Here is a 19355-nt window from a genome sequence, read left to right on the forward strand (position 1 = left end):
CTCAGTCCGACTTGGCGGCAAAGGTGGTTTCGAGGACACGCACAGCGTTTTCGCTGTTACCCACACCGCGCGCGGTCACGCGATAAATGTGCCGGTTGGTGCTGGTATAGCCCGTGCCGGTGCCGCCGGTGGAACCCGACTCGCGCTGCAGGCCTGCGCCCTGCGGCACTTCACGGCCCAGGTCTTCAATGAGGTAGTACGGGTTGTGCGCCAGCTTGAAGCTGTTGTCAGCTGATTCGTCGGTGAACTTGTCGCCGGTCGAGATGTATTCGGTACCACCCGTCGTGAACCAGCCCCCATTCGAACGAAAGTCCGCCGCTACCGTGCTGGGCGATGCCGCGTTGTACGAGATGCAGTCGCTCAGGGCACCCTGGGTGCATTTCATCAGCGTCGACGGATCGCCGCTGGCACGCCACAGGCGCCATTCGGCACCGCGCAGCGCCGACTCGGCAGACCATTCTGCCAGCTGGGAATTGCGCAAACCGCCGGCAAGGCGCTCCTGCATCAATGACGTGCCCGACGCCGCGACGGCAAGCAGGGTCACCAGCAACAGGAAGATCAGCGACACCACCAGCACGACGCCGCGTTGCTGCCGGGGGTTGTACGAAGTAAGGGGCGTAGCCATGGCGCGTTACCTTTAAGGGTTGTAGTTACGCATCATCACGAGCACGTTGAACTCGCGGCGCATCATGTGATCGTCAAAGCCCTGGTCGGATGGCTTAACGGCGAAACCCGACGACGAGGGAGCCGCCGGCGTCGTGATGCCGTCCGGGCGGTATGAATGCGCCAGGTCGGGCTCAAGCAGCGTGTACAGAGGCTTCTGGCCATCCATCAGAAGATGCAGCTCCACTGCCTTGACGGCACGCCACAGGCACCCGGCATCCGGCGTCAGCTGTTTCGCAGCGCCCGGGGGGCATGCCAGCGAACCGCTTCCCGCCGTTGCCGTATCCACCTCGTTCGCCGTGAGGTAGCGGACCATGCCGTTGGCATCCTCCACCGCGTAGCGGAAATCCATGCGCTCGACGCCGCGGGCGATCTCCTGGCACGGATCGGTGTTGTCGTTATCGCAACGCATGAGCGCGCCGGTCTTCGTCCCGTTGGCAGTGCCGTCGTTGCTTACGACCTGCAGGTAGTAAGTCACCGTACGGAAGGCACGAGTGAAATCGAAGAACTTGGGTGCGGCCTGGTCGGTGAGGCGAACGGCACGCGGCACGGCAAGGTTGTTGCCGGCGTCGGGCTTGAAGTTGCCGTTGCCGGTCACGGCGAACACGGTGGCATTGGAGCAATCGGCCACCATGCCGAGGTCACCCGCCTTGAAATCGGTAAGGGGCGGCTCGCCCGTGGCCGGCGAAATGCTGACATCGGTGATCTCGCCGTTCACAGAGGTCATGGTGCTCGCACCGCCGAGCGCCCAGCCCTGGGCCGAATCCAGGTAGCGCACGGTAAGCACAGCCGCGCCCAGCACACGGTTACCGATATCGGTGCCCATCGCCGGGACTTCAGTCGGTGCGGTGGGCGTGCAGGTCGCGGTGTTGCAATCGTAGCCGCGCATGAAGAAGAACGACGGAAGCGGATACGGCTCAGCAGGCTCGGCTGGATACGGCGAACCCCACGGCGTGGTGTTGTGCAGGGGGGAGAATGTCTTCGCGTAAACCATGGGCGTACGCAAGCCATCGAGAAAGACGCCGCTGCTGGTGGTGTTGGCGACGCCGCCCGTGCTGCTGCAGTACTGCGCGTTGACCATGTTGAGATCATCGGTCAGTCGCTGAACCGCGAACCGGCCCTCCTCCTGCAGGCGCGCCATCTGGGTCTGCGCGCTGTTGCTGCTGGACATGGACATAAAGACGCTGATGACGCCCGCGGATACCAGCAAGCCGAGCAACATGGCGACCATCAGCTCGACCAGCGTCACGCCGCGTACCGACCGGGAAGAAGTCATCGAACTCATGGCTGGAACACCCAGGTAAAGGATTGCAGGCCGTCGGCGGAATCCACCGTGCGGTCGTCGTTACCCGTAATGCCGCGTTCGGCCCAGGTGATGATCATCTTGCAGGAGCCGCCGTACGGCGGGCGCATGCCAATCTGGCTCGACGGGTTGTAGCTCAGGCCGGTGTTGACACAGGTGATCGTGGTCGTTCCCAAGCCCGGCACCGTGTCCTTCAACATCTGGCCCCACTGCAGCTGGTCGCGCAGCGCCACCTTGTTCGGATCGCAGGGGTTAGCCCCGTCGCAGACGGGATCGGTGCCCGACGCAAGCGGGTACGTACCGTTGTATTTCAGGCCCCACAGCCCATAGGGATTCGCACGCATGCGGTCCGCCATGTTGTTCGCGAGGAAGGCGACCTGGGTTCGGACGTAAGCCGTGTGGTTGGACTTGGTCGCGACGATTAACAACCCAGCCACGCCAATCAGGCCGATGCTGAAGATCAGCACGGCCATCAAGACTTCGATAAGCGACGCACCGCGCTGGCCGCGCGGCGTCTTCGATTCGGTCACGCTGGTTCCCCTACCCCTTTCGGACGCCTTTAAATTATCCAAAGCACAGGCGAACACCAGCGTCCGCCGACGTGCGGTCAGACTTTCCCGATAAGCGGTAGCCCTCCCCTGACACATCGCCGTCGTCGCCGGATAACACGGCGGTCACGGTGCGCCAGTGACAATTCACCGGTCAGGCAGGAGCAGTGCCCCGTGCAAGCCCAATACGTCCATTCGAGCCCCCAGGCGCTCTTCCGCATCGTCCGCCATGGTCACCGCTGGCGGGCGCTTTGCGATGGGCAGGAACTGGGCCGCTTCGACACCGCCGAGGAGGCCGTGCACGGTTTGCGTGAGGACCAGCCCAACGCAAAGCTGCCACGCAGGCTCACCGACTGGCGCTACATACCGGCGCCCGCGCTCGCACATCTGGCGCCGCCAAGCGCCGCAACCATGGCCCGGCTGGCCAGCGCGGCCTGAATCAGGACCCGGCGTCCCCGATCAGGCGATCAATGGCTCGCCTGGCGTGCTCGAGCAAATGATCCACCGAGGCGCAGTCCGCCAGGGGCGCGTTCGCGTCCGCCGTACCGATGTTGAGTACTTCAGCGCCGCCCTTCATCACCGTATAGCCGGTCAGGCTGCAAAGGATCTCGTGGCCCCTGTAATGGTGCACTGGGTGGTCCATGGCGGTTCCATGCGTGGGAAGGCTGCACCGGGAGGCTGCCCATCCTTGCCGGCTAAGCGCTTTTTATGGCCCCTGCGTCATGAAGCCTCTGTGTTTCGCTCGGCCCGCGCCATGCGCATTTAAGGCAAAAATACGCTCAGCGTTCAGCCTGTTGCCGCCATTCCCGGTCGAGCATGGCGTAGATCACGTCATCCACCCACTCACCCCGGAAGAAATAGCTCTCCACATGGTGAGCTTCCTGGCGGAACCCCAGCGAGCGCAGCAAGGCGATGCTGGCCACGTTCCGGGGGTCCACCGACCCCACGGTACGGCGGTAGCTCCACTCACCGAACGCGAGATCGAGCATGGCGGCCATGGCTTCGCGGGCGTACCCATTGCCCTGCCGGTCAGGCCGCAGGGAGACGCCAAACTCGATGGCATCGCTGGTGGAAGCCGGGAAATGGATTCCAAGGTCGCCGACGAGCTCACCGCTGGCGCGCTCGCGCACGGCGAGCTGGCACCACGCATCCCGGGTTCCGAACGGAAGCGTAAGTTGGTCGGCGATAAAGGCTTCCGCCTCACCTAGGTTCGCGGGCTTCCACCCCTGGTATCGGGCTACCGCATCGTCCCCGCGGTAGGCGAACAGCCGGGGTGCATCGGCCGGATCCAGCCGATCCAGGCGCAGGCGCGCCGTTTCAATGTTTATATCCCGCGTTGCGTTCATGCGTTCCTCGCGATCGTTGGGGCCCCCGCCGCGCAACCTTTTACGCAGGCGTTACCCGAAAAGCGCCCTTACCGGGCAGCATTTTTACGTTAGCGGCGAAGATACTGGCGCCACCTTCCCGAGGGAACACCTGACGATGTCGATCCTTGTGATCACTGGCCCACGAAATGACATGCCGGCAGCCCCCCTGGCGGATGCCGCCATGTGCCGGTTGTGGGAGCGTGCGCAGTCGGCCGGTATCGACCTGAGCTGGCGGCCATGCCGGGATTTCAGCGAGCTTGGCCATTGCCTTCGCTGCGGCAACAACGCAGAACTCATCCTGCTGGATGTGGATGCGGATAGCGTGCCCGCCTGCCATGTCGCGGGCTTGCGCGACGCACTGAGCGCCCTGCCCGTCCCGTACATCGAAGTCCACGATGACAGCCGCGAAAGCGATGCATCCGTCCTGGCCCCCGGGCACCCGGCGCTGGTCAGCGTGGTCGTGCCGGGTAACGCGGCGGCGGGCTACGACATGGCGCTGTCGATTGGGCTGCGGTATCTGGCCGAAGGGGCGCGCCTGGCGGCGTGAGCCGGCTGCGCCGGGATCGCGCGCGAGCGCGCTCCTACACAAGACCTGCGCGACAGGCAAAAAAAAAACCCGCGTGAGCGGGTTTCTTCGTGTCTTCCGCGACCGCGCCGGGCAATCGGGGAAGCAAAGTGGTGCCGGAAATAGGAATCGAACCTACGACCTCATCATTACGAATGACGCGCTCTACCAACTGAGCTATTCCGGCGAGACGCGGAATTCTAGGGGACCTTAGCCCCCTGTGCAAGACCTCAGGACGCCAGGCGCAGTTCTTTGGGCAAGGCGAAGGTGATGCTCTCGGCTTCGCCATCCAGTTCCTGCACGGAGCCCGCGCCCCACGACTGCAGGCGGGCGATCACTTCCTTCACGAGCTTCTCAGGGGCCGATGCGCCCGCCGTGACACCGATACGGGCCTTGCCTTCAATCCAGGCCTGCTCGATATGCTCGGCGCCATCGATCAGGTAGGACGGCACGCCCTGCTTTTCCGCCAGCTCGCGCAGGCGGTTGGAATTGGAGCTGTTCACCGAGCCGACCACCAGCACCAGGTCGACCGCATCGGCCAGGCGGCGCACGGCATCCTGGCGGTTCTGCGTGGCGTAGCAGATGTCGTCCTTGCGCGGGCCTTCGATGGACAGGAACTTGGCGCGCAGGGCCTTGATGATGGCGATGGTGTCATCCACCGAGAGCGTGGTCTGGGTGACGAAGGCGAGCTTGTCCGGCTGCACCGGCACGAGCTCCTCGACATCCTCGACCGATTCCACGAGATAGATGTTGCCGGCGTTGGCCCGGTTCCACTGGCCCATGGTGCCTTCCACCTCAGGGTGGCCGGCATGACCGATCAGGATCACGTCGTGACCGGCGCGGCCCAGGCGGGCCACCTCCATGTGCACCTTGGTCACCAGCGGGCACGTGGCATCGAAAACGCGCAGGCCACGGCGGTCGGCTTCCTCGCGCACTGCCTTCGGTACGCCGTGGGCGCTGAAGATAACGGTGGAGTTATCCGGCACTTCGTCGAGCTCTTCCACGAACACGGCGCCATCGGCGCGCAGGCGCTCGACGACGTACCGGTTGTGCACCACTTCGTGGCGGACGTAGATGGGCGCACCGTACGACTCGAGCGCACGCTCCACGATGGCGATGGCGCGATCGACGCCAGCACAGAACCCGCGGGGGTTGGCAAGAAGGATATCCATGCCCTGGATTATCGCACGGCCGGGGTCAGGCTTTCTTCGGGGTGGGCGTGAACAAGCTGAACACGATGAGCCCGGCCGCACCCACGGAAATGGCGCAGTCGGCCACATTGAATACCGGGAACGGATAGCTGCCCAGGTACACCTGGATGAAATCCGTGACCTTGGCCGCGTGTACGCGATCGATGAGATTGCCCAGCGCGCCAGCGATGATCATGGCAAGCGGTGCGGCGGTGCGCCAGTCGCCGCGGGGGGTGCGGGCAAGCCAGGCCGCCAGGATGGCGCTGATGCCCACCGCCAGCACGGCAAAGAACCAGCGCTGCCAGCCCGCGCTATCTGCCAGGAAACTGAACGCGGCGCCGGTATTGAACGTGAGCGTCCAGTACAGGAACCCCGGAATGACCGGATGTGGCGTCTCGGCGGGCTGCAGGGCCACCAGCGCCCACCACTTGGTCAGCTGGTCGGCCACCATCAGGCCGAGGGTGAGCCAGAGCCAGGCCAAAGCATTGGGGCGGGGGCGGTTAGTCATGCAGGAAGCCAATCAATAGAGGGTCTGCCCCTGTTGGGGCGCGCTTGCCCCCCGAAGAGGGGGTAAACGCGCCCCAACAGGGTTTGAGGCTTAGAACCAGCGGCGGTCTTCGCCCGGGCCGGTCACATTCTCCACGCAGCGGGCGCAAGCCTCCGGATGCTCCGGGTCGTGGCCGACATCCGGGCGGTGCTGCCAGCAACGGACGCACTTGGCCCAGTCGGTGACAGCCGCCGAAACGTACACCTCACCCTCTTCCAGCTCTACCTTCTCCGCCGTGGCCGGGCGGCCATCGAGCGTTGCCAGAGCGACGTCAGAAGTGATGAAGAAGAAGCGCAACTCCTCCGACGACTCGGCGAGGGCCGACTGGGTGGCCACATCTGCGTGCAGCGTGATCGTGGCATCGAGCGAGGCGCCGATCTGGCCGGCCTTACGCATGCCCTCGAGCACCCGCGAAGCGGTCTCACGGATGGCGAGGAGCTTGCCCCACCACGCGCGGGTCTCGGCATCCTGGCGCACCTCAAGGCCTTCATAGAAGGTCTCGAACAGCACCGATTCACTGCGCGAGCCCGGCAGGTGCTGCCAGATCTCTTCCGCGGTGAAGCTCAGCATCGGCGCGATCCAGCGCACCATCGCCTCGGCGATGCGGTACATCGCGCTCTGCGCGCTGCGCCGGCCGCGGCTCTCCGTCGGCATGGTGTACAGGCGGTCCTTGGTGACATCCAGGTACAGCGCGCCCAGCTCGTTGGTGCAGAAGTTCTGCACGCGCTGGACGATTTCCGGGAAGTCATAGCGCTCATACGCGGCAACGATCGCCGCCTGCGTATCGGCAGCCTGCCGCACGGCCCACTGGTCAAGCGGCAGGCAGGCATCCGTGGCCAGCAGGTGCTTGTCCGGATCGAAGCCATCCAGGTTGCCGAGCAGGAAGCGTGCCGTGTTGCGGATGCGGCGGTACGTATCCGCTACGCGCTTCAGGATCTCATCCGACAGCGACATCTCGTTGCGGTAATCGGTGGAGCAGATCCACAGGCGCAGGATGTCTGCACCCAGGGTCTTCATGATGTCCTGCGGCTCGATACCGTTGCCCAGCGACTTGGACATCTTGCGGCCCTGCGCATCCACGGTGAAACCGTGGGTAAGCACATGGTCGTACGGCGCGCGCCCGTGGATGGCAGCCGAGGTGAGCAGCGACGACTGGAACCAACCGCGGTGCTGGTCGGAGCCTTCCAGGTACATCACCTTGTATTCGCTGGCGCCGCCGGCCTGCAGTTCGGGGCGCTGGCCCACGACCGCGAAGTGGCTCACGCCGGAATCGAACCACACGTCGAGGACGTCGGTCACCTTCTCGTACTTGTCGGTCTCATCGCCGATCAGCTCGCGCGGATCGAGCGTGAACCAGCTATCGATGCCTTCGTGGGCGACCTTCTGCGCCACCTTTTCCATCAGTGCGACGGAATCCGGGTGCGGCTCGTGCGTGTTCTTGTCGACGAACAGCGTGATGGGCACGCCCCAGGTGCGCTGGCGCGAGATGCACCAGTCCGGGCGGCCTTCGACCATGCCACGGATGCGCTCTTCGCCCCAGCCCGGCACCCAGCGCACGGACTTGATCGAGGTCAGCGCCGTCTCGCGCAGCCCGGCCGTTTCCATGCCGATGAACCACTGCGGTGTGGCGCGGTAGATCACCGGGGTCTTGTGGCGCCAGCAATGCGGGTAGCTATGGGTAAGCTTGGCGAAGGCGAGCAGCACGCCACGCGAACGCAGCAGGTCGACGATGGCGTCGTTACCCTTCCAGATGTGCATGCCGGCAAACGTGACATCGCCCGCCAGCGGCAGATCGCTGCGGTACACCCCGCGGCCATCCACATAATTCAACGTGCCGATGCCGTACTGCTGGCCCACGGCAAAGTCTTCCGCGCCGTGGTCAGGCGCGGTGTGCACGGCACCGGTACCGTCCTCATCCGACACGTGGTCGCCGAGGATGATGGGCACGTGCTTGTCGTAGAACGGATGCTTTAGCTGCTGGTTTTCCAGCGCGGCACCCTGCTTGCGGCCGAGCACGTTCACACCCTCCACGCCGTAGCGTGCGAGTGCCTTTTCAGCGAGTGCGGAGGCGACGACGAGCAACACGCGCTTGCCATCACGGGCTGGCCCCTCGACGAGCGCATATTCGATTTCGCCACCCAGCGATACCGCCTGGCTGGACGGAAGCGTCCACGGGGTGGTGGTCCAGATCGGCACGGCGACGATCGCATCGCCAACCTCGACGCCAAACTCGGCGCCCATTTCCTTCGGGTACACGGCGTCGTACGCCACGTCCACCGCCGGCGAGGTCTTGTCGGCGTACTCGATCTCGGCTTCGGCCAGGGCCGAGCCGCAATCGAAGCACCAGTACACCGGCTTGGCGCCGCGCACGACGTGGCCGTTATCGACGATGCGCGCGAGCGCGCGGATCATGTCGGCTTCGTAGGTGAAATCGAGCGTGCGGTACGGCCGCTCCCAATCACCCAGCACGCCAAGGCGCTTGAAGTCGGTACGCTGCAGGTCGATCTGCGCCAGGGCGTATTCGCGGCACTTCTGGCGGAAGGCGGCAGCGTCGAGCTTGTCGCCCGCCTTGCCGAACTTCTTCTCGATAGCGATTTCGATCGGCAGGCCATGGCAATCCCAGCCCGGCACATACGGTGCGCGGTAGCCGGCGATCAGCTTGGATTTGACGATGACATCCTTCAGCACCTTGTTCACGGCGTGGCCAAGGTGGATCGCGCCGTTCGCATACGGCGGGCCGTCGTGCAGCACGAACACCTTGTCGCGCCCGGCGGTCTTTTCCTGGATCTGCTGGTAACGGCCGACACGCTCCCAGCCGGCAAGCCAGTTCGGCTCGCGCTTGGGCAGGTCGCCGCGCATCGGGAATTCCGTCTGCGGCAGGTTGATGGTGTTCTTGTAATCCTGGGTCATCGCTGGCAACCGTGGTGTGTCATGCATCGGCAAGGATGGGGTTCATCCCCAGGGCCTGCCGGGCGGCGCGTTCGTCCTGGCGCATCTGTGCGGTCAGGGCGTCCAGGCCGTCGAATTTTTCTTCATCGCGCAACTTCCGCACAAACTCCACGCCGATGCGCTGGCCGTAGAGATCGCCGGAGAAATCGAACAGATGGGCTTCGAGCAGGGGCTCGCTTACTTCGTTCACCGTGGGGCGAAAGCCCAGGCTAGCCACGCCGGGCCAGCTGCACGGGCCGTCGCCAACGCCAATGCGCACCGCGAAAATGCCCTGGATGGGGCTGACGCGGTCGCGCAGGTGTACGTTGGCGGTGGGGTAGCCCAGTTCGCGGCCAAGCTGCTTGCCGTGCTCCACGTGGCCGTCGATCACGAAGGGACGGCCCAGCAGCACGGCGGCATCGGCAAAGCGGCTCTCGGCAAGCAGGGAGCGCACCTTCGACGACGAAACCCGCTCGCCATCGACCAGCACCGGGGCCACGGCATGGGCCGTGAAGCCCAGTTCGGCACCCATGGCCTGGAGCAAGGCAAAGTCACCGCCACGGCGGTGGCCGAAGCGGAAATCCTCACCCACCCACACCTCGCGGGCGGCGAGCCGACCGACGATGACCTGGCGCACGAAGTCCTCGGCGGACATCTTCGTCAGGGCTTCGTCGAAGCGCAGGGAAAGCAGTTCAACCATACCCGCCGCGGACATGCCTTCGGCCTTCTCGCGAACGCCGGACAAACGCGGCACCGGCTCCTTCGAAAAGAAGGCGCGCGGCAGCGGATCAAAGCTGATGACAGCCGGGGCCAGCCCCTTGTCCGCGGCGCGCTGGCGCACCTGGGCAAGGATGGCCTGGTGGCCCAGGTGCAGGCCATCGAATGCACCGATGGCGACGACGCTACCCTGGGGCGTGAGGCAGCCGCCATCCACGTCGCGATGGAGTCGCAGCGTCATGCGCGGCCGCCTTGGGGTCGATGCGGAATAAAAGCCATCGGGCCAGTATAGCGGCCCCATTGCGCCGCACAATGCGTGCCCAGCCCCTGTAGGAGCGTGCTTGCACGCGATGGGACTGGCGGCAACCCCGATCGCGTGCAAGCACGCTCCTACAAAGAGCGGTGGCTTAGCGGGCGCGAAGCTCGCCCGGACGGAAACCCATCGCGAACAAGGCCGCCACGTACGAGCCGCCTCCGGCGCAAACCAGCACGGCCAGGCGCCCTACCCGCGTCCATTTTTCGACCCCGCTCCACTCCGGCCAGATATACAGGCCGGCCAGCAGCACGGCGGACATCACGGCACAGGCAACGGCGAGGCGGAGGATATGGCGGGGCCAGCCCGGCTGGCGTTCATACACCCCCGCCTTGCCCAGCCAGCGCCAGAGCAGGCCGAGGTTGATGTAGCTGGCGATCGCGCTGGCCATACCCAGGGCCATGTGCAGACCCGGAATGGTCGCAATGGCCTGCAGCCACGAGCCTTCCTTCTGGGCAGGCGTACCCCACAGGGCCACCAGCAAGGCCAGGCACAGCACGTTCAGCACCATGTTCGACACCAGCGAGGCCACGCCGGCCCGTACCGGGGTCCGGGTGTCCTTGCGCGCGTAGAAAGCCGGCAGCACGACCTTCACCATGGCGAAGGCCGGCAGGCCAAAGCTGAGTGCCGTGATCGAAAGCGAGGCCATCTTCGTATCGAACGCTGTGAACCGGCCGTTCTGGAAGATCGTGGCCACCAGCGGGAACGAGAGGATCATCAGGGCGAACATGGCCGGCACGGCGATCAACAGCGTGGTGCGCAAGCCCCAGTCCAGGGCGCGGGAGAAACCGTCCCGATCGCTGGCCACGTGATGCCGGGAAAGCGACGGCAGGATCACCGTGCCCAGGGCCACGCCGAACACACCCAGCGGAAGCTCCAGGAAGCGGTCCGCCTGGGAGAGCCAGCTCTGCGAACCGGCGATCAGCAGCGAAGCAATGATCGTATCCAGCAGCAGATTGATCTGCGCCACCGAGGAGCCAAACAGGGTCGGCACCATCAGGCGCATGATCCGGCGCACATCCGGCGACTGCCAGCCCCAGCGCGGCAGGGTCAGCAGATCGAGCTGGCGCAGCGCGGGAAGCTGGAACGCCAGCTGGAGCACGCCCGCCACCAGGATCGCCCAGCCCATGGCCATGATCGGGGTGTGCAGCATGGGCGCCAGCCAAAGCGCGCCAGCAATCATGCACAGGTTGAGGATCACCGGCGTCAGCGCCGGCAGGCCAAAGCGATGGAAGCTATTCAGCGCGCCGCCGCTCAGGGCGGTCAGCGAGACGAACAGCAGGAAGGGAAAGGTCAGGCGGAGCAGGTCCACCGTGAGATCGAACTTCCCCGGCTCGTTGACCGCGCCGGGTGAAAACAGCGCCGTGACCTGTGGCGCGAAGATGATACCGATGGCCGTGACCAGCAAGAGCACCCCGCCGAGGGTGCCCGAGGTCCGCGCCATCAGGTCTTTCAGGTCCGCGTGGGTACGGGTTTCCTTGACCTCGGTGAACACCGGCACGAAAGCCGTGGAAAACGAGCCCTCGGCGAACAGCCGGCGCATGAAGTTCGGAATGCGGAACGCGACGAAAAACGCGTCGGTAGCCGCGTTGGCGCCGAACGAGTGGGCAATGGACATGTCGCGGACCAGGCCGAGCACGCGCGAAACCATGGTCATGCTGCTGAAGGACAGCATGCTGCGTAAGAGGCTGGGAGCTTTCATCCGTACCTGGGGCCGCCGGTAAACCGCTAGTTTGACAAAGGCAGGCAGGCGGGGGACAGTCCTCATTCTGGATTTTCCCGGGCAATCCCCGGGGCACCTGCCCGCCCGGCCTCCCGCGCGGGGGCTAACCTATTGACGCAGCCCCAGTTTGGCCGCAAAATGGGCGTCTTTCTTAAAACCCACCGAACACTGGAGCTTTACCTTGGCCAACATCAAGTCCGCGAAGAAGCGTGCGCGTCAGTCGGAGCAGCGCCGGCTGCGCAACGTCAGCGCGCGTTCCATGGTGCGTTCCGCACTGAAGAAGGTCGTCAAGGCGATCGACGCCAAGGATAAGGCAGCCGCTGCCTCCGCTTATGCCGTCGCCGTGCCGGTCATGGATCGCTACGCCGCCCGCGGCCTGATCCACAAGAACAAGGCCGCTCGCCACAAGAGCCGTCTGAACGCGAAGATCCGCGACCTGGCCTAAGGCCTGCGCGACATCGCTGTTCACGAAAAAGCCGGCGCAAGCCGGCTTTTTTGTTGCCCACCGCACTCCACCCCATCGGGCAGCCGCTCAGGCGGCTGGCGGAAATCCGAAGTACTCGCCATGGACGCGGGCGCCCCGTGGAATCTCACGGAACAGCTTGACGATAAGCAGTACATCGCCCGAGGCGGCCAGTCCGTTCATGATCGACAGCGTGGCCAGGAAAGGCACCACCGCCGCCGGCACATAGGGCGAGATGGCCCACGGCAGCACCGTAAGGAACACGATCGGCGCGACCAGCGTCCATGCCAGCCTTCCACGGGACTGCTCACCGTTGTAGCTGGCATAGAACAGGAAATTCTTGGGCAGCACACCCACGACCGACTGGCTCGAAAAACCAGCGTAAGGGTGCGACAGCAAGTGAACCAGTTCGTGAATGACGATCACGCTCAGCAAGGTGGGGATAAAAATCTCGGGGGGCTGGTCGAATGTGCCAAACACAATCGCGTTCGGCCACAGTGAACGCCACGAGAGATAAAGCACGGGTCCTACGATCACGATACCGATGATCATCGCAATGACGTGTACGCGCGAGTAGTCCGTGACCAGCTTCGTTTTCTCGGAAAGCTGGCACTCCACGATCGGGGGCATCCCCATTCTGAAACGCATCCTTGACCTCGTCGAGTGTGGGCGACTGGGGATTTCCATATTTACTGTCGCGCCAATCGCGCGCAAGCGCGCTCCTACAGAAGCAGGATGGCGCGCCAGGAATCGCCGCTTTATTCGCCGCGCATGCGGACGTCGTCGCTCGCTTCGGTCTCAGCCTTGCGGGCGGCGCGCTCGGCGTCGAAGAACTGCTGAACCTGCAGGCAGACTTCGCGAGTGCCCTGCTGGCCTGCGGCCGAAACGAGGAACGACGGCGCAGTCCAGCCGAGACGGTTGACGATGTCGTTGGCCGTGGCCTCGAGCTCTTCCTCGTCGTCGAACACGTCCATCTTGTTGATGACCAGCCAGCGCGGGCGATCGACCAGTTCGGTATCGAAGTTGGCCAGCTCGCGCTCGATCGCCTGCACCTGCTCCACCGGGTCGGAACCATCGATGGGGCGGATATCGACCACGTGCAGCAGCAGGCTGGTGCGCGAGACGTGGCGCAGGAACTGGATGCCGAGGCCGGCGCCATCCGCAGCACCCTCGATGATGCCCGGGATATCGGCGATCACGAAGCTCTGGTCGGTACCGATGCGCACCACACCCAGGTTCGGGTGCAGCGTGGTGAACGGGTAATCGGCGACACGCGGCGTAGCGGCCGACACCGCGCGGATAAAGGTGCTCTTACCGGCGTTCGGGAAGCCCAGCAGGCCCACATCGGCCAGCAGACGCAGTTCGAGCTTCAGGTCGCGCACTTCACCCGGCGTGCCCGGGGTCGCCTTGCGCGGCGCACGGTTCACCGAGCTCTTGAAATGGATGTTGCCCAGGCCACCACGGCCGCCATCGGCCACCTTCAGGCGCTGGCCGTTGGCCGTGAGGTCGCCAATCACTTCGTCGGTATCGACGTTGGTGACAACCGTACCCACCGGCACGCGGATGAAAATGTCCTCACCGCCCTTGCCGTACATCTGGCTACCCATGCCGTTCTGGCCGCGCGGGGCCTTGAACTGGCGCATGTGGCGGAAATCGACCAGCGTGTTCAGGCCTTCGTCGGCTACCAGCCAGACCGAACCGCCATCGCCGCCGTCGCCACCATCGGGGCCGCCGAACGGGATGAATTTTTCGCGGCGAAAACTGGCACAGCCGTTGCCGCCGCTACCGGCCGTGACTCGAATCTGTGCTTCGTCGACGAATTTCATGGGGAAAACCTGGGCAGTGAATCGGGGGCCTTACAAACGAAAAGCCCCGCCGTGGGGCGGGGCCTTCGCTATCGCGTCGGGGCGAATTACGCCTGGACGACGTCGACGAACTTGCGACCCTTATCGCCGCGGGTCTTGAAGGCAACGGTGCCATCAACCAGCGCGAACAGGGTGTGGTCGCGGCCGAGGCCGACGCCCACGCCGGCGTGGAACTTGGTGCCACGCTGACGAACGATGATGTTGCCGGCTTCAACAGCCTGGCCGCCATAGATCTTCACACCGAGATACTTCGGGTTCGAATCGCGACCGTTACGGCTGGAACCTACGCCTTTTTTATGTGCCATGACTCAATATCCTCCGGCGACTCAGGCGTTGATGCCCGTGATCTCGATTTCGGTGTAATGCTGACGGTGGCCCTGCTGACGCTTGTAGTGCTTGCGGCGGCGGAACTTGATGATGCGGATCTTATCGGCACGGCCGTGGGCGCGGATCTTCGCGCTGACGGTGGCACCGGCGACCAGCGGGGCGCCAACGGTGATGGATTCGCCTTCGCCGACGAGGAGAACTTCCTCGAACGTAAAGGTCGCATCGACTTCGGCGGGGAGCAGCTCGACGCGCAGGACTTCGCCCTGCATCACGCGGTACTGCTTGCCACCGGTCTTAATGACTGCGTAGCTCATGGTGGATTCCTGTTACTGGTTATGTAGTTCTTTTTAGGGTGTTGCGGGTGTTACGAACCGCGAATTATAGCGGAGCCGAAAAGGCAAGGTCAATCAGGTGGTTGTACGGCCGCCAAGGCCCCGGCAGCTCCGCCGCACGCCCCGTAGGAGCGCGCTTGCGCGCGATGGGGGCACCGCACCCTCCCCGTCAATAGTTAAGTATATCAACAACCTGGAGTTTTGGCGCCTTCCGTGGCGCCCGATCGCGCGCAAGCGCGCTCCTACACAAAGCCGGGTTATTTCTTCTTGGCTGGCGCCGGAGCCGGGGCTGGGGTGGCCGGCTTGGCCGCCGCACCCGTGGCCGGGCACTGGCCCTGGGCGTTCAGGGTGCCCTGGCTCTGCAGCTGGCTGATCATCTGCTGGCCGCGTTCCTGGCCCCACTGCTTGCCCACCTGCATGCCCTCGGCCATGGTGGCCGGCATCTGGGTGATCACCTTCTGGCCCAGCGGCGATTTGTAGAACTTGAGCAGGCCGTCGATATCCTCGGCCGTGAAATGCTTCTGGTAGACCGGCACCATGCGGCCGATCAGCTGGTTGGTAGCGTTGGCATCCACGAAGCCTTGCCAGTAGCTGGCCGGCACGCAAGGCAGCGCGCTGGCCATCACCCCGGCCATCTGGCTGTTCATCTGGCTGAGCATGCGGCCCATGCCCACGGCATCCATAAGCTGGCGCACCTGCGCCTCGCTCGGGGGCGCCGCCATGGCCTGCCCCGCCGCACACGTCGCCAGCACGAGGCCGGCAGCGATCCCTGTCCACTTACGCATGGTATGTCCTCTTCACAATGGAAAGACGGGCCCCAAACCCGGGGGCCGGGCCATGGTAGCCGGGTGGCGACCATCCGGACACAAGGCTTGTGCTGAACCGTCAAAAGTCGATGTGAAATGAAGGCTTGACGCCCTTGGTATAGTCATCGTCTTCCCCCATTTTTGTCGGCACATGGACAGCATTCGCATCCGCGGCGCCCGCACGCACAATCTCAAGAACATCGATCTCGACCTGCCCCGTGACAAGCTCATTGTCATTACGGGGCTATCCGGTTCCGGTAAATCGTCCCTGGCTTTCGACACCATCTACGCCGAAGGCCAGCGTCGCTACGTCGAGTCGCTGTCGGCTTATGCCCGCCAGTTCCTCTCGATGATGGAAAAACCGGACGTGGATACGATCGAAGGCCTTTCCCCGGCCATCTCGATCGAGCAGAAGTCGACGTCCCATAACCCCCGCTCCACCGTCGGTACGATCACCGAGGTGTACGACTACCTGCGCCTGCTTTACGCGCGTGTCGGCACACCACGCTGCCCGAACCACGGGATCCCGCTCGAAGCGCAAACGGTCAGCCAGATGGTGGATAGCGCCCTGGCGCTGGATGCCGACAAGCGCTGGATGCTGCTTGCGCCGGTCATTCGTGAGCGCAAGGGCGAACACGTCCAGGTGTTCGAGCAGCTGCGCGCACAGGGTTTCGTCCGTGCCCGTGTGGATGGCGAGGTGTACGACCTTGACGCCGTGCCGCCGCTCACGCTGCGCCAGAAACACACGATCGAAGCCGTCATCGACCGCTTCCGCCCGCGCGACGACATCAAGCAGCGCCTTGCTGAGTCGTTTGAAACGGCCCTGCGCCTGGGCGACGGCATCGTCATCCTGGTGGACATGGATGACGCGAAGGCGGATGAGCAGCTGTTCTCATCGCGCTTCTCCTGCCCCATGTGCGATTACTCGCTGCCGGAGCTCGAGCCGCGCCTGTTCTCGTTCAACTCGCCGGTGGGCGCCTGCCCCACCTGCGATGGCCTGGGCGTGACCCAGGTGTTCGATCCGGCGCGCGTCGTGGGCCACCCCGAGCTCAGCCTCGCGGGCGGCGCCATCCGTGGCTGGGATCGCCGCAACGCGTACTACTTCCAGATGATCATTTCGCTGGGCAAGCACTACGGTTTCGATCCGGAAACGCCCTGGCGCCAGCTCAGCAAGGCCCAACAGAATGCCGTGCTGTACGGTTCGGGCAAGGATCTGATCCCGTTCCGCTACATCACCGATCGCGGCGGCAAGGTCACCCGCGAGCACAAGTTCGAGGGCATCATCAACAACCTCGAACGCCGCTACCGTGAAACAGAATCTGCGGCGGTGCGCGAGGAAATGCAGCGCTACATCGCCGATCATCCGTGCCCGGATTGCGGCGGCCAGCGCCTGAATCCTTCCGCTCGCAACGTGTTCGTGGCGGATAAGGCCATCCCGCAGATCACCGGCCTGGCGATCGACAACGCGCTCGATTTCTTCGCCACGCTGAAGCTCAGCGGCTGGCGCGGCGAGATCGCGGTAAAGATCATCAAGGAAATCCGCGAGCGCCTGACGTTCCTGAACGACGTGGGCCTCAACTACCTCACGCTCGATCGCCAGGCGGACTCGCTTTCGGGTGGCGAGGCGCAGCGCATCCGCCTGGCCAGCCAGATCGGTGCCGGCCTGGTGGGCGTCATGTACGTGCTGGATGAGCCTTCGATCGGGCTGCACCAGCGCGATAATGAGCGCCTGCTCGGCACCCTCACCCGCCTGCGCGACCTGGGCAACACCGTGATCGTGGTGGAGCACGACGAGGATGCGATCCGCGCTGCGGATTACCTGCTCGATATCGGCCCGGGCGCGGGCGTGCACGGCGGCTCCATCGTCGGCGAAGGCACGCTGGAACAGGTGATGAAATCGCCCACCTCGGTCACCGCCAAGTACCTGAGCGGCGAGCGCGGCATCAAGGTGCCCGAAAAGCGCCGCCAGGCGATCGATGGCCAGTGGGTGGAACTGAAGGGCGCCACCGGCAACAACCTGAAGGACGTGGACCTGCGCATCCCCGTGGGTACGTTCACCTGCGTGACGGGTGTGTCCGGCTCGGGCAAGTCCACGCTGGTCAACGATACGTTCTACCGCATTGCCGCGATGGAATTGAACGGCGCCAGCGAGCAGCCGGCGCCCTACGAATCCATCGAAGGCCTGAACCTGTTCGACAAGGTGGTCGATATCGACCAGTCGCCGATCGGGCGCACGCCGCGTTCGAACCCGGCCACGTATACCGGCCTGTTCACTCCCCTGCGCGAGCTGTACTCGCAGGTGCCGGAAGCGCGCTCGCGTGGTTACACGCCGGGTCGCTTCAGCTTCAACGTACGCGGCGGCCGCTGCGAGGCGTGCGAAGGCGATGGCATGATCAAGGTGGAGATGCACTTCCTGCCGGATGTGTACGTGCCTTGCGATGTGTGCCACGGCAAGCGCTACAACCGCGAAACGCTGGAAGTGCTGTACAAGGGCCACACCATCGCCGATGTGCTCGACATGACGGTGGAAGATGCGTTCAAGCTGTTTGAGAACGTGCCGGTGATCGCCCGCAAGCTGGAAACGTTGCGCGCGGTGGGCCTGGATTACATCAAGCTCGGCCAGAGCGCCACGACGCTCTCCGGCGGCGAAGCGCAGCGCGTGAAGCTGTCGAAGGAACTGTCCAAGCGCGATACGGGCAACACGCTGTACATCCTGGATGAGCCGACCACTGGCCTGCACTTCCACGATATCGAGCAGTTGCTTGAGGTGCTGCACACCCTGGTGAACCACGGCAACACCGTGGTCGTGATCGAGCACAACCTCGATGTGATCAAGACCGCCGACTGGCTGGTGGATCTTGGCCCCGAGGGTGGTGCTGGCGGCGGCCGCATCCTGGTCAGCGGTACGCCCGAGACGGTTGCCAACACGAAGGCATCGCACACCGGGCGGTTCCTTCTGCCGCACTTGAAGGCACCCGCGCCCGCCGCGAAGGAAAAGCCGGCTGCAAAGAAGGCACCGGCCAAAGCCCCCGCCAAGGCGGCGAGCAAAACCACCACCAAAGCCACCACGAAGGCGGCACCGGCCGCGAAGAAGAAAAAGACCGCATGAGCACCGAAGCTTCCCAGGCGCCCGCGCCGAACCCCATCTTCATCACGCCGATGGACGTGCGCTGGCAGGACCTTGATGCCTACAACCACGTCAACAATGCGAATTACCTGGTGTACCTGCAGGAAGCCCGCCTGAAGTGGCTCATGAACCTGCCGGATCCGTGGTACAGCCCGGAAGCCGCGCCGGTGATGGCGCACAGCGAGATCAACTACCGACTGCCGATCGAGTGGCCGGCCGATATCCAGATCGAGCTTTACGTGAACCGCATCGGCAGCAGCTCCATGACCGTGGGCCACCGCATCGTGGATAGCCAGGACGCCACCCGCATCCACGCGGATGGCAGCGTCACCATGGTGTGGATCGATACCAAGACCGGCCGGCCCGTGGCGCTGCCGCAGGCGGTTCGCGACGCGGCCAAGGGCTGATATTCGCCCTGCGGGGCGACGAAAGCGCCCCTTGTAGGAGCGGGGGGGGGGGGGGGGGGGGGGGGGGGGGGGGGGGCGGGGGGGGGGGGCGCGCCCCCCCCCCCCCCCCCGCCCGGGCCGCGGCCCGCGGCGCCGCAGCCCGGCGGGCGGGGACGCCGGGGCGC

At 64.7% G+C, this 19355-nt stretch carries 20 protein-coding genes and 1 tRNA gene; 5 read left to right on the forward strand and 16 right to left on the reverse strand.

Features of this window, described 5'->3' with window-relative positions; all coding sequences use genetic code 11:
• Position 1: 1 nt before the first annotated feature.
• From ABIE56_RS08410 to pilV, 3 genes are read right to left on the reverse strand one after another with little or no spacing between them, the layout of a single operon-like run.
• Entirely contained in the window at positions 2-625 is a 624-nt protein-coding gene (locus ABIE56_RS08410) for a pilus assembly PilX family protein (protein ID WP_429243355.1), read from the reverse strand.
• Positions 626-637: 12 nt separating this feature from the next.
• A complete protein-coding gene (locus ABIE56_RS08415; RefSeq protein WP_429243356.1) occupies positions 638-1948 on the reverse strand; it encodes a PilW family protein in 1311 nt (436 codons plus the stop codon).
• The gene (pilV, locus tag ABIE56_RS08420; RefSeq protein WP_429243357.1) at positions 1945-2496 is read right to left on the reverse strand and encodes a type IV pilus modification protein PilV; all 552 of its coding nucleotides are present in this window, start codon (positions 2494-2496) and stop codon (positions 1945-1947) included. Before pilV ends, ABIE56_RS08415 begins: the two co-directional genes overlap by 4 nt.
• Before the next feature lie 192 nt (positions 2497-2688).
• On the opposite strand from pilV, the gene ABIE56_RS08425 reads away from it, so the two are divergent.
• Positions 2689-2952 (forward strand): hypothetical protein, encoded by a 264-nt coding sequence (locus tag ABIE56_RS08425; protein ID WP_429243358.1) that lies wholly within the window; start codon positions 2689-2691, stop codon positions 2950-2952.
• Between the two features lies 1 nt (position 2953).
• On the opposite strand, the gene ABIE56_RS08430 is transcribed toward ABIE56_RS08425, so the two are convergent.
• Positions 2954-3157: a hypothetical protein gene (locus tag ABIE56_RS08430; RefSeq protein ID WP_429243359.1), complete on the reverse strand. Its 204-nt coding sequence runs from the start codon at positions 3155-3157 to the stop codon at positions 2954-2956.
• 136 nt (positions 3158-3293) lie between these two features.
• A complete protein-coding gene (locus ABIE56_RS08435) occupies positions 3294-3860 on the reverse strand; it encodes a GNAT family N-acetyltransferase (RefSeq protein ID WP_429243360.1) in 567 nt (188 codons plus the stop codon).
• Positions 3861-4032: 172 nt separating this feature from the next.
• Here ABIE56_RS08435 and ABIE56_RS08440 point away from each other — a divergent pair, with 172 nt between their 5' ends.
• A complete protein-coding gene (locus ABIE56_RS08440; protein WP_429243361.1) occupies positions 4033-4428 on the forward strand; it encodes a hypothetical protein in 396 nt (131 codons plus the stop codon).
• A 129-nt stretch (positions 4429-4557) separates the two neighbouring features.
• Here ABIE56_RS08440 and ABIE56_RS08445 read toward each other — a convergent pair.
• From ABIE56_RS08445 to murJ, 6 genes are all read right to left on the reverse strand, one after another.
• Positions 4558-4633: transfer RNA gene (locus ABIE56_RS08445), tRNA-Thr, on the reverse strand.
• A 43-nt stretch (positions 4634-4676) separates the two neighbouring features.
• On the reverse strand, positions 4677-5618 hold the full coding sequence (gene ispH / locus ABIE56_RS08450; protein WP_429243362.1) for a 4-hydroxy-3-methylbut-2-enyl diphosphate reductase: 942 nt from the start codon (positions 5616-5618) through the stop codon (positions 4677-4679).
• Between the two features lie 25 nt (positions 5619-5643).
• Complete coding sequence (lspA, locus tag ABIE56_RS08455) at positions 5644-6144, reverse strand: signal peptidase II (protein ID WP_429243363.1); 501 nt, start codon at positions 6142-6144, stop codon at positions 5644-5646.
• A 90-nt stretch (positions 6145-6234) separates the two neighbouring features.
• Positions 6235-9093 (reverse strand): isoleucine--tRNA ligase, encoded by a 2859-nt coding sequence (gene ileS, locus ABIE56_RS08460; RefSeq protein WP_429243364.1) that lies wholly within the window; start codon positions 9091-9093, stop codon positions 6235-6237.
• A gap of 19 nt (positions 9094-9112) precedes the next feature.
• The gene (locus ABIE56_RS08465; protein ID WP_429243365.1) at positions 9113-10069 is read right to left on the reverse strand and encodes a bifunctional riboflavin kinase/FAD synthetase; all 957 of its coding nucleotides are present in this window, start codon (positions 10067-10069) and stop codon (positions 9113-9115) included.
• Positions 10070-10235: 166 nt separating this feature from the next.
• Positions 10236-11843 (reverse strand): murein biosynthesis integral membrane protein MurJ, encoded by a 1608-nt coding sequence (gene murJ / locus ABIE56_RS08470; RefSeq protein WP_429243366.1) that lies wholly within the window; start codon positions 11841-11843, stop codon positions 10236-10238.
• Between the two features lie 202 nt (positions 11844-12045).
• On the opposite strand from murJ, the gene rpsT reads away from it, so the two are divergent.
• Positions 12046-12309, forward strand: a complete 264-nt coding sequence (rpsT, locus tag ABIE56_RS08475; RefSeq protein WP_090052307.1) for a 30S ribosomal protein S20 — start codon at positions 12046-12048, stop codon at positions 12307-12309.
• 87 nt (positions 12310-12396) lie between these two features.
• Here rpsT and ABIE56_RS08480 read toward each other — a convergent pair whose 3' ends face one another.
• From ABIE56_RS08480 to ABIE56_RS08500, 5 genes are all read right to left on the reverse strand, one after another.
• Positions 12397-12963, reverse strand: coding sequence for a DUF3267 domain-containing protein (locus ABIE56_RS08480; RefSeq protein WP_429243367.1), 567 nt, complete (start codon positions 12961-12963; stop codon positions 12397-12399).
• Between the two features lie 122 nt (positions 12964-13085).
• Positions 13086-14153 (reverse strand): Obg family GTPase CgtA, encoded by a 1068-nt coding sequence (gene cgtA / locus ABIE56_RS08485; protein WP_429243368.1) that lies wholly within the window; start codon positions 14151-14153, stop codon positions 13086-13088.
• A gap of 86 nt (positions 14154-14239) precedes the next feature.
• Complete coding sequence (gene rpmA, locus ABIE56_RS08490) at positions 14240-14497, reverse strand: 50S ribosomal protein L27 (RefSeq protein ID WP_036111438.1); 258 nt, start codon at positions 14495-14497, stop codon at positions 14240-14242.
• A 21-nt stretch (positions 14498-14518) separates the two neighbouring features.
• Positions 14519-14833 (reverse strand): 50S ribosomal protein L21, encoded by a 315-nt coding sequence (gene rplU / locus ABIE56_RS08495; RefSeq protein ID WP_429243369.1) that lies wholly within the window; start codon positions 14831-14833, stop codon positions 14519-14521.
• Positions 14834-15108: 275 nt separating this feature from the next.
• On the reverse strand, positions 15109-15636 hold the full coding sequence (locus ABIE56_RS08500; protein ID WP_429243370.1) for a DUF2059 domain-containing protein: 528 nt from the start codon (positions 15634-15636) through the stop codon (positions 15109-15111).
• 172 nt (positions 15637-15808) lie between these two features.
• Here ABIE56_RS08500 and uvrA point away from each other — a divergent pair, with 172 nt between their 5' ends.
• Both uvrA and ABIE56_RS08510 read left to right on the forward strand, forming a co-directional pair.
• Complete coding sequence (gene uvrA, locus ABIE56_RS08505) at positions 15809-18766, forward strand: excinuclease ABC subunit UvrA (protein WP_429243371.1); 2958 nt, start codon at positions 15809-15811, stop codon at positions 18764-18766.
• Positions 18763-19191, forward strand: coding sequence for an acyl-CoA thioesterase (locus ABIE56_RS08510; RefSeq protein WP_429243372.1), 429 nt, complete (start codon positions 18763-18765; stop codon positions 19189-19191). The genes uvrA and ABIE56_RS08510 overlap by 4 nt, the downstream gene beginning before the upstream one ends.
• Positions 19192-19355: the final 164 nt, after the last annotated feature.

This window comes from Luteibacter sp. 621 (genome assembly GCF_050435445.1).
Taxonomy (GTDB): domain Bacteria; phylum Pseudomonadota; class Gammaproteobacteria; order Xanthomonadales; family Rhodanobacteraceae; genus Luteibacter.

Excerpts from the sequence above, each read along its gene's own strand:
- ABIE56_RS08435 (WP_429243360.1), bottom strand. The coding sequence starts at position 3,860 with ATGAACGCAACGCGGGATATAAACATTGAAACGGCGCGCCTGCGCCTG.
- ileS (WP_429243364.1), bottom strand. The coding sequence starts at position 9,093 with ATGACCCAGGATTACAAGAACACCATCAACCTGCCGCAGACGGAATTC.
- ABIE56_RS08415 (WP_429243356.1), bottom strand. The coding sequence starts at position 1,948 with ATGAGTTCGATGACTTCTTCCCGGTCGGTACGCGGCGTGACGCTGGTC.
- ABIE56_RS08465 (WP_429243365.1), bottom strand. The coding sequence starts at position 10,069 with ATGACGCTGCGACTCCATCGCGACGTGGATGGCGGCTGCCTCACGCCC.
- murJ (WP_429243366.1), bottom strand. The coding sequence starts at position 11,843 with ATGAAAGCTCCCAGCCTCTTACGCAGCATGCTGTCCTTCAGCAGCATG.
- ABIE56_RS08410 (WP_429243355.1), bottom strand. The coding sequence starts at position 625 with ATGGCTACGCCCCTTACTTCGTACAACCCCCGGCAGCAACGCGGCGTC.
- cgtA (WP_429243368.1), bottom strand. The coding sequence starts at position 14,153 with ATGAAATTCGTCGACGAAGCACAGATTCGAGTCACGGCCGGTAGCGGC.
- ABIE56_RS08500 (WP_429243370.1), bottom strand. The coding sequence starts at position 15,636 with ATGCGTAAGTGGACAGGGATCGCTGCCGGCCTCGTGCTGGCGACGTGT.
- lspA (WP_429243363.1), bottom strand. The coding sequence starts at position 6,144 with ATGACTAACCGCCCCCGCCCCAATGCTTTGGCCTGGCTCTGGCTCACC.
- ABIE56_RS08440 (WP_429243361.1), top strand. The coding sequence starts at position 4,033 with ATGCCGGCAGCCCCCCTGGCGGATGCCGCCATGTGCCGGTTGTGGGAG.
- ABIE56_RS08430 (WP_429243359.1), bottom strand. The coding sequence starts at position 3,157 with ATGGACCACCCAGTGCACCATTACAGGGGCCACGAGATCCTTTGCAGC.
- ABIE56_RS08510 (WP_429243372.1), top strand. The coding sequence starts at position 18,763 with ATGAGCACCGAAGCTTCCCAGGCGCCCGCGCCGAACCCCATCTTCATC.
- ABIE56_RS08480 (WP_429243367.1), bottom strand. The coding sequence starts at position 12,963 with ATGGGGATGCCCCCGATCGTGGAGTGCCAGCTTTCCGAGAAAACGAAG.
- rpmA (WP_036111438.1), bottom strand. The coding sequence starts at position 14,497 with ATGGCACATAAAAAAGGCGTAGGTTCCAGCCGTAACGGTCGCGATTCG.
- ispH (WP_429243362.1), bottom strand. The coding sequence starts at position 5,618 with ATGGATATCCTTCTTGCCAACCCCCGCGGGTTCTGTGCTGGCGTCGAT.
- rplU (WP_429243369.1), bottom strand. The coding sequence starts at position 14,833 with ATGAGCTACGCAGTCATTAAGACCGGTGGCAAGCAGTACCGCGTGATG.
- uvrA (WP_429243371.1), top strand. The coding sequence starts at position 15,809 with ATGGACAGCATTCGCATCCGCGGCGCCCGCACGCACAATCTCAAGAAC.